Annotated in this window: 9 protein-coding genes; 6 read left to right on the forward strand and 3 right to left on the reverse strand. The window is 44.2% G+C overall.

Translation table 11 applies throughout. The annotated features are described in order from the left end of the window. Positions 1-49: 49 nt before the first annotated feature. Entirely contained in the window at positions 50-577 is a 528-nt protein-coding gene (locus ANME2D_RS00100; RefSeq protein ID WP_048088184.1) for a putative ATP-dependent zinc protease, read from the forward strand. Here ANME2D_RS00100 and ANME2D_RS00105 read toward each other — a convergent pair. Further along, positions 574-1605, reverse strand: a complete 1032-nt coding sequence (locus tag ANME2D_RS00105) for a DUF1786 domain-containing protein (protein WP_048088185.1) — start codon at positions 1603-1605, stop codon at positions 574-576. The genes ANME2D_RS00100 and ANME2D_RS00105 overlap by 4 nt on opposite strands. 60 nt (positions 1606-1665) lie before the next feature. On the opposite strand from ANME2D_RS00105, the gene ANME2D_RS00110 reads away from it, so the two are divergent. The 4 genes from ANME2D_RS00110 (at position 1666) to ANME2D_RS00125 (ending at position 5841) form a co-directional block, all read left to right on the forward strand. Beyond that, on the forward strand, positions 1666-2199 hold the full coding sequence (locus tag ANME2D_RS00110) for a MogA/MoaB family molybdenum cofactor biosynthesis protein (RefSeq protein WP_048088186.1): 534 nt from the start codon (positions 1666-1668) through the stop codon (positions 2197-2199). After that, positions 2200-3561, forward strand: a complete 1362-nt coding sequence (locus tag ANME2D_RS00115; protein WP_048088187.1) for an MFS transporter — start codon at positions 2200-2202, stop codon at positions 3559-3561. It begins immediately after the preceding gene. Continuing rightward, positions 3558-4034 (forward strand): Mut7-C RNAse domain-containing protein, encoded by a 477-nt coding sequence (locus tag ANME2D_RS00120; RefSeq protein WP_048088188.1) that lies wholly within the window; start codon positions 3558-3560, stop codon positions 4032-4034. Before ANME2D_RS00115 ends, ANME2D_RS00120 begins: the two co-directional genes overlap by 4 nt. Before the next feature lie 253 nt (positions 4035-4287). After that, on the forward strand, positions 4288-5841 hold the full coding sequence (locus tag ANME2D_RS00125) for a hybrid sensor histidine kinase/response regulator (protein ID WP_052368476.1): 1554 nt from the start codon (positions 4288-4290) through the stop codon (positions 5839-5841). Positions 5842-5843: 2 nt separating this feature from the next. Here the strand turns inward: ANME2D_RS00125 and ANME2D_RS00130 are convergent, their stop codons facing one another. Next, positions 5844-6248, reverse strand: a complete 405-nt coding sequence (locus tag ANME2D_RS00130; protein WP_048088189.1) for a PIN domain-containing protein — start codon at positions 6246-6248, stop codon at positions 5844-5846. Beyond that, positions 6249-6479, reverse strand: a complete 231-nt coding sequence (locus ANME2D_RS00135) for a hypothetical protein (protein ID WP_048088190.1) — start codon at positions 6477-6479, stop codon at positions 6249-6251. It abuts the gene before it with no gap. A gap of 215 nt (positions 6480-6694) precedes the next feature. Here ANME2D_RS00135 and ANME2D_RS00140 point away from each other — a divergent pair, with 215 nt between their 5' ends. Beyond that, a complete protein-coding gene (locus ANME2D_RS00140; protein ID WP_048088191.1) occupies positions 6695-7450 on the forward strand; it encodes a PAS domain-containing protein in 756 nt (251 codons plus the stop codon). Positions 7451-7476: the final 26 nt, after the last annotated feature.

Here is a 7476-nt window from a genome sequence, read left to right on the forward strand (position 1 = left end):
AAATGCTACAGGATATGTATATGTAAATAGCTACCAATATATCAAATAAATGGATATAGAGAAGTTCAAGAACATAATAGAATTCACAAATGCTGAGAAAAAACTGATATCAAGCTTTGATATACCTGCAGATGCATTTACTCCTCTCCTGCTCTCTTTAAGATCTGGCGGCGACTGGAGTTATTCCACAGAGAATATAAAAACTATAGCCGTGATGGATAAGACTACTATCTACGATGATGAGAAGGGACTGGGATACTCACTTGAGGAGATATACCTGTTTGTAAATCCAGTTCTCAAAGATAAGGAGGGAGTAGTTCACAGGCTTGAGAAATGCGGGGACGAGGAGATGAGGCTGCTTGTAAGGCGGCCTTATAGAGTTAGAGTTAAGAGCGACAGGATCATAAAAACCACTGTAAATCCTCTTGAGAAGGAGATAAAGATAGAGGAACTCGCAGAAAAAGAACTCGTATTTTATGGCTCTACTGCATATGATATGGCCCATGAGATAGAACACCTGAAACAAAAAGAGATAAAAGGCGGGAGCCTGTGGGAGTTTAAGTTTAAAGGAGTTTAATCTGGCATACAATTAAGGTAAGCATCCATCAACCCGAAGCAACCTGTAAGCATCATATCCCCGAACGGAGCAGCAAAGCGAACCCTGAGCGTGGAGCCGCGCATAATGCTGCGCCTGGGTCCTGTTATGAGTATTGATCCGATGTTTTCAAGATCAATAGCCTCCCTGATATAGCATCCATGCCCGCCATCATCAAAAACCTCCTGAAAATCAAGTGTCCCATCACATAATCTCATCAGGTAATCATCGATTTTGCTCTGTGTCATCTGGTGGGTATGATGCTCAAATAATGAGAGGATTTTTTTACCATCCACAACAGAAGCAAGCGTATGGCCATTACCTATATTTACCACAAGATACGGAGCTTTGGCAGATTCATCAAGGAGCGCACCTCTTATTGCTGCAAACCCTGTATCCATAAGAAGCGAACCTGGAAGTGCTCTCTCTACAGCCCTCATCCTTGTGAATCGATCGGGAATATTACCCTTATATACAAAGGAGTCAAGGGTTCCTTTTGTTTTTATGATCTCCTGGAAGTAATCAAAACGGAATACCCGGTTGCTAAGACCAGGTGAATACCCGTGATCCTGCACCGCAACCGCGAACCTCTCTGGAATCTCAATGCCAAAGAGATCCAGCGCTCTCCCGAGGGCATGTTTATCCACATCGCACATCTCTATCCTGGTAGCGTTTAGCTCATGCACCTCATCCTCGCTCACAATAACCGCGCCCATCTCCCTTACTCTGTTCAGGTCATCATTTAATGTAAGGGCTGCATTCTGTGTTGCAAATACCGAAAGTCCTGCCCCAATATGCCGCTTCACCGCGCCAGTACACGCCCCTCCGCCCATGGTCTCACCTGTAAGGACGATATCCTGCTTTAACTCTGTAGCAGCAGAGACCTGTTTTGCGATAATCTGTGTCTGCGAAGGCAGGACCATTTTAATACAGTTCTCAATGCTCTGCTCGCTATCATAGAGGAGTATATCCTGTGTTCCCATTCCAACATCGATTGCAATAAATCTCATGTTTGTGCTATTAAATTCTGCTGCGTAATCTTATATATCCTTTAGCATATAAGAATCACTATGGACATGTCGCTGCCTCATAAGGAAAATGTACCGAGATCTTACAAGTGCGCGATACTGACAATAAGCACTTCGCGATACGAAAAATATGGTAGGGTAGACAGGCCAGAGCGCGCCGAGGATGCATCAGGGAAGCTCATCTGGGGCATGATTCAGGTACAGGGTTGCACTGTAGTACATTACGAATTAATCTCTGACAGCATCGAGATGATAAAAGAAGCATTAAAAAGATGCCTGTACTCAGAAGCCGATGTGATAATATCAAGCGGTGGAACAGGTCTTACACCTGCAGATGTCACGATCGAAGCAGTGATGCCGTTCCTTGAAAAAGAGATGCCGGGTTTTGGAGAACTGTTCAGATATAAAAGCATTGAGCAGATCGGAAATGCGGTAATACTTACACGGGCAATCGCAGGAGTTGCACGCCAGAAGGCGATATTCTGCCTTCCGGGCTCGCCGAATGCAGTTAAGCTTGCCCTTGAGCTTGTGCTGCCTGAGATGGGGCATATTCTCAAGCATGTGAAGGGACAGTAGATGGAATACAAGTGGAAAGCGATGCTGACTGTCTGGATAGGGTTCTTTATGGCCACGCTTGACGGCAGCATAGTGAACGTAGCTCTTCCAACGCTCACAGAGTACTTCAGGACAGATGTAACGACAATCGGATGGGTGGTAATGGCATATCTACTGACGATTACAAGCCTGCTTTTAAGTCTTGGCAGGCTCTCTGATATGTTTGGCAGAAAACGAATATTTGCAGCAGGGATCACGATTTTTACTATAGGTTCTGGACTATGCGCTATTTCAGTGACTGAGGGGCAGTTGATATTCTACAGGGTGATACAGGGCATCGGTGCTGCAATGCTGATGGCTACAGGCGTTGCCATAATCACGCATGCATTTCCCCCAAGAGAGAGGGGTAAAGCAATGGGATTGATCGGGACCGTGGTAGCGATCGGTTCCATGGCAGGACCTGTTACAGGCGGATTTTTAATCGAGAATGTAGGGTGGCAGTCTATTTTTTATATCAATATACCGGTCGGGCTCTTCGGGACAGCGATGGCACTTCGGGTCCTTAAGAAGGATGAGACTACTATAGGGCAGACCTTTGATATACCAGGCGCACTCACCCTTTTTATAAGTCTAGTATCGTTATTACTTGCCCTGAGCCATGGTCAAAAACTCGGATGGGGATCTAAATACATTATTCTACTTTTTATTCTATCAGCCGCGTCCTTTATTATTTTCATTATCGTCGAGACCAGAGCCAGGCATCCTATGATGGAATTGCGGCACTTTAGAAATAGACCGTTCGCAGCAGCCAATATCAGCGCGCTTATAAGTTTTACCGCCATGTTCAGCGTCATATTCTTAATGCCCTTCTTTCTTGAGAGAGAGCTTGGATACTCACCACAGGAGGTTGGCATTATGTTTCTGGCAGTACCGCTTATTATGTCTGTTGTAGCCCCGATCAGCGGCTGGTTATCTGACAGGACAAATTCGTATATCCTCAGTTCAACAGGAGTGGGGATCTCAAGCCTGTCTATCCTGTCGCTCAGTTTTATGTCATCATCCTCAGATTTTATAGATGTTTCATCACGCCTGGCGCTATTTGGTCTTGGTATGGGGTTGTTCCAGGCGCCAAATAACAGCATAATAATGGGCTCTCTCCCGAAAGAACAGCTTGGCATTGCAGCAGGTACCATGGGGACGATGAGGAATATGGGTATGGTGATAGGTGTAGCCATATCAGGCGCTGTTTTCTCAAGCAGGCATGTTTATTACGGAGGTATTGACAGTTCTTTCCTGCCCGCTTTCCGTGATACATACATCGTCGCTGCTGTTATATGCGGTATCGCTATGGTGACATCACTTATCAGGAGCAAGGGGAAATGAAATTCATTGTGGACAGGATGCTGGGAAGGCTTGCACGCTGGCTTCGTATCTTTGGGTACGATACTCTTGAAATAAAGAAGCAGGAGAATGAGGACGATATACTGCTGGAGATAGCAGAGAGAGATGGAAGGATCCTGATATCAAGGGATATGGTACTTATCAGAAGAGCAATGAAAAGGGGGATCAGGGCATATCTGGTACAGTCTCTAGATATTATAGAACAGCTCAAGGAAATGCAGAAGGAATTCAATATTAAATCTGATCCTGAAATGGAGAGGTGCAGCCTATGTAACTCTATTATCAGAAGGGTTGAGCCTGCAGAGATGGAGCTTATTAAAGAGAAGGAGTACGTGTATCCAGTAAGGTTTGAGAACGGAACAGAATTCTGGATATGCGATAGATGCGGACAGGTGTACTGGCAGGGGAAGCACTGGGAGAATATTAAGGAGATGGTGAATAAGTTAAAAGGCTGACTTAATATTTGTTTATTTTATATTCTATATTAATATAAAATAAAATATTTACCGTTAGATTGATATAGAACCTGGTATCATTGACCGGGCAATAATATTGTGTAAGGGGAAATTCAATTAATAAAATTGAGGCCAGGCCGAGGATACACAGACGATGAAAACCAATGAAAAAACAAAAGAGCAACTTATAGAGGTGCATGAGCCGGGACTGTACTGGCTGGTTCTGAACAAGCCTACACCTGCGGGTGATTAGATGGGCATCCCTCTTCGTGTGTTAGTAGTCGAGGATTCAGAGGATGATGCCCTGCTGCTTGTGCATGAGATACGCCGCGGTGGCTACAATCCGATTTTTGAACGCGTGGACACAGCAGAGACCATGAGCGCAGCGCTTGCAGATAAGACATGGGACATTATCCTTGCCGATTATGTCATGCCTCAATTCAGTGGGCTTGAGGCACTGAAGGTAATGCAGAGAAGTGGAATTGACCTGCCGTTCATAGTTGTATCCGGGAAGATCGTGGAATCCACGGCTATAGAGACCATGAAGGCCGGTGCACATGATTATTTAATGAAAGGCAATCTAGTCAAGCTTATTCCCACGGTCAGGCGCGAGTTGCGTGAAGCAGATGAGCGGCGAAAAAGAAAGGAGGCTGAGAGGGCGCTGCGGGAGAGCGAGGAACGATTCCGCAACTCGGTAGAGACCATGCTTGATGGTTTCGCAATTTTCTCTGCAATGCGGGATGACGCAGGCAATATAATCGATTTCAGATACGAGTATATCAATGGGGCTGGCTGCCAGTTGAATGAAAGGACGCGAGAGGAGCTGGTAGGTCATACCATGCTGGAACTGCTACTACGGCATAAGGACATAGACTTATTCTCTGAATATATTAAACTTGTAGAGACAGGTCAACCGCTGGTGAAGGAATCCCTGTACTATGAAGATGTATATGGCAAAGATTTGCATCTAGCACGCTACTACGATATCCGTGCGGCTAAGCTTGGCGATGGTTTTGCAGTTACCTGGCGTGATATCACTGAGAAGAAGAAACTTCAGGCGCAATTGCTGCAAGCTCAGAGGATGGAGAGCATAGGTACACTCTCAGGCGGTCTCGCGCACAACATTAACAATATGCTGACACCAATGATGCTATCGCTGCAGATGCTAAAACAAAAATATACCGATGAACAGAGCCAGAGGCTGCTTAATATCCTGGAAACAAATGCTCAACGTTCGGCTGATTTGATAAAACAGGTCATGTCATTTACGCGGGGTATAGAAGGTGAGCGCAAGATTATTCAGGTAACAGACCTTATCTCTGATATTGAGAAGATAGCAAAACAAACATTTCCAAAATCCATCGAAGTCAGAGCCGATATACCTGAGTACCTGTGGAAGATCACTGGAGATAGTACACAGTTGCACCAGGTCCTTATGAACATGTGCGTGAATGCCCACGATGCTATGCCAGATGGCGGCATCCTGAACATATCTGCTGAAAATCTTTTAGTTGATGAGAACTACGCTCGTGTTAATATCGGGGCTAAGGCTGGCTCATATGTTGTTATCATAATCTCGGATACTGGAACAGGTATTCCTCCTAAGATACTGGATAGAATCTTTGAACCGTTCTTCACGACAAAAGAGTTTGGCAAAGGTACGGGACTTTGTCTCTCAGTGTCCCTTGCAATCGTGAAAAGCCACGGTGGATTTATAAATGTGCACAGTGAAACTGGAAAAGGTGCTACATTTAGAATCCATTTGCCCGCTGTTGTGAAGCAGGCTGGAACCGGATCTGGGCAGTAGAATCAGGCAAGTACATCGAACCCATGGGTCTGAAAATGATTATCAAAAGTGAGGGCTATCTTAAGACCAAGTCTCTCCATTATTACAAAACTCAAACAATCTGTTAAATCAATTTGCTGATCCTTATATTTTCTGAAATACCCGATTGCTTTATCCCAGTCCATTTTTGAGACAGGTTCGATTATTAGCAATCTGCTGTTCAAAATATTATCAAGTTCTTCAATAGCCTTTTCCTTGCCTATCCTTTTTGTGACTCCGTCAATGTATTCGACTAAAATATTCCTGCTCAAAACAAACCTGGCACCCCTCTGTACCTGTTCTTTTAGATATGACTTTGCTCTGTTGTGATTCTTATCCTTTTCATCGCTCAATGCAATAAGGCCGCTTGTATCAAGAAAAATTCGCATCTACTCTCTCCAATCATTCCGTTCACTCCAGTTGCCTTCTTTAGTTCTGAAAGAGCCCACGATACCAAAAAATGAATCTTTCATTAATTCGCCCTCATGTCGCTTGATATACTCCTTAATGGCCTCCTGAATCGTTTCCTTTAACGATTTATTCTTTAATTCAGAGAGATGCCTGAGATGATCGTAAGTAACCATATCAAGGCTGGTTTGAATGTGTTTAGTTTCAGTCATTTAAATCTAATTTACATGACATGTTTTAATAGCATATAAATGTTAAGTTACATTTAAATTTATAGATACATCCGATCTAAAATTATAATAAGTGTAATTTCACATTTATATTATATATATAATCGCCAGGTTGATATAGGGCTTGGCAACATTGATGATACAATAAGGGATGTAAATAAGTCAGGTAAAATTACACGTGTTATAACGTAAACAAGATGAAAAACAAAGAGACGGCAAAAGAGCAACTTATAAATGAACTGGAAAAGCTGCGCCAGAGGGTTGCTGAACTGGAGAAATCAGAACTCAAGCGCGATCAGGAATTCAGAGCGCTGGCTGAGAATGCTCCTGATATTATTGCGCAGTTCGATAAGGAGCTGCGCCATATCTATGTCAACATGGCAATTGAACGCGCCACGGGTATGCCGCGCGATTCATTCATTGGAAAAACGAACAGAGAGCTGGGAATGCCGGAGAACCTGATCACATTATGGGATAAGGCGTTACAAACAGTCTTTGAGACCGGGCAGGAGACGACTATTGAATTCTATTTTCCGACACCAGGCGGACAAGGATATTTTGAATCACGCATAGTACCTGAATTTGCAAAAGATGGCTCGGTAGAGTCAGTGCTGGGTATCTCTCGCAATATCACGGAGCGAATGCGCGCTGAGGAAGAACTGAGAAAGGCAAAGGAGCTTAGTGAGACGCTGAATAAGATCAATGAAGTTATACATTCAACGCTTGATTTTGATGAGTTAATGAACCGGGTTGTGAACGAAGCGAGAATGGCGCTGGGATCAAAAACCGTTGGGATTAGCCTGCACGAGGGCGATTCCTGGGTATTGAGGTACGCCTCTGGCCGGCCTGCTGCAGGTATTGGGAGCCGATTCAACGATGCAGAATCTCCCGTTCCTGTGCTTGTCGAAAGAACCAATGACTTAGAGCCTATCCGAAAAGTCCAGAAGCTCTGAACGTTATCCATGCACATGCGAAGTGT

The sequence above is a fragment of the Candidatus Methanoperedens nitratireducens genome, assembly GCF_000685155.1.
GTDB classification, from domain to species: domain Archaea; phylum Halobacteriota; class Methanosarcinia; order Methanosarcinales; family Methanoperedenaceae; genus Methanoperedens; species Methanoperedens nitratireducens.

Coding starts and splice junctions, on each gene's coding strand:
- ANME2D_RS00105 (WP_048088185.1), bottom strand. CDS start 1,605: ATGAGATTTATTGCAATCGATGTTGGAATGGGAACACAGGATATACTC.
- ANME2D_RS00140 (WP_048088191.1), top strand. CDS start 6,695: ATGAAAAACAAAGAGACGGCAAAAGAGCAACTTATAAATGAACTGGAA.
- ANME2D_RS00120 (WP_048088188.1), top strand. CDS start 3,558: ATGAAATTCATTGTGGACAGGATGCTGGGAAGGCTTGCACGCTGGCTT.
- ANME2D_RS00110 (WP_048088186.1), top strand. CDS start 1,666: ATGGACATGTCGCTGCCTCATAAGGAAAATGTACCGAGATCTTACAAG.
- ANME2D_RS00125 (WP_052368476.1), top strand. CDS start 4,288: ATGGGCATCCCTCTTCGTGTGTTAGTAGTCGAGGATTCAGAGGATGAT.
- ANME2D_RS00135 (WP_048088190.1), bottom strand. CDS start 6,479: ATGACTGAAACTAAACACATTCAAACCAGCCTTGATATGGTTACTTAC.
- ANME2D_RS00115 (WP_048088187.1), top strand. CDS start 2,200: ATGGAATACAAGTGGAAAGCGATGCTGACTGTCTGGATAGGGTTCTTT.
- ANME2D_RS00130 (WP_048088189.1), bottom strand. CDS start 6,248: ATGCGAATTTTTCTTGATACAAGCGGCCTTATTGCATTGAGCGATGAA.
- ANME2D_RS00100 (WP_048088184.1), top strand. CDS start 50: ATGGATATAGAGAAGTTCAAGAACATAATAGAATTCACAAATGCTGAG.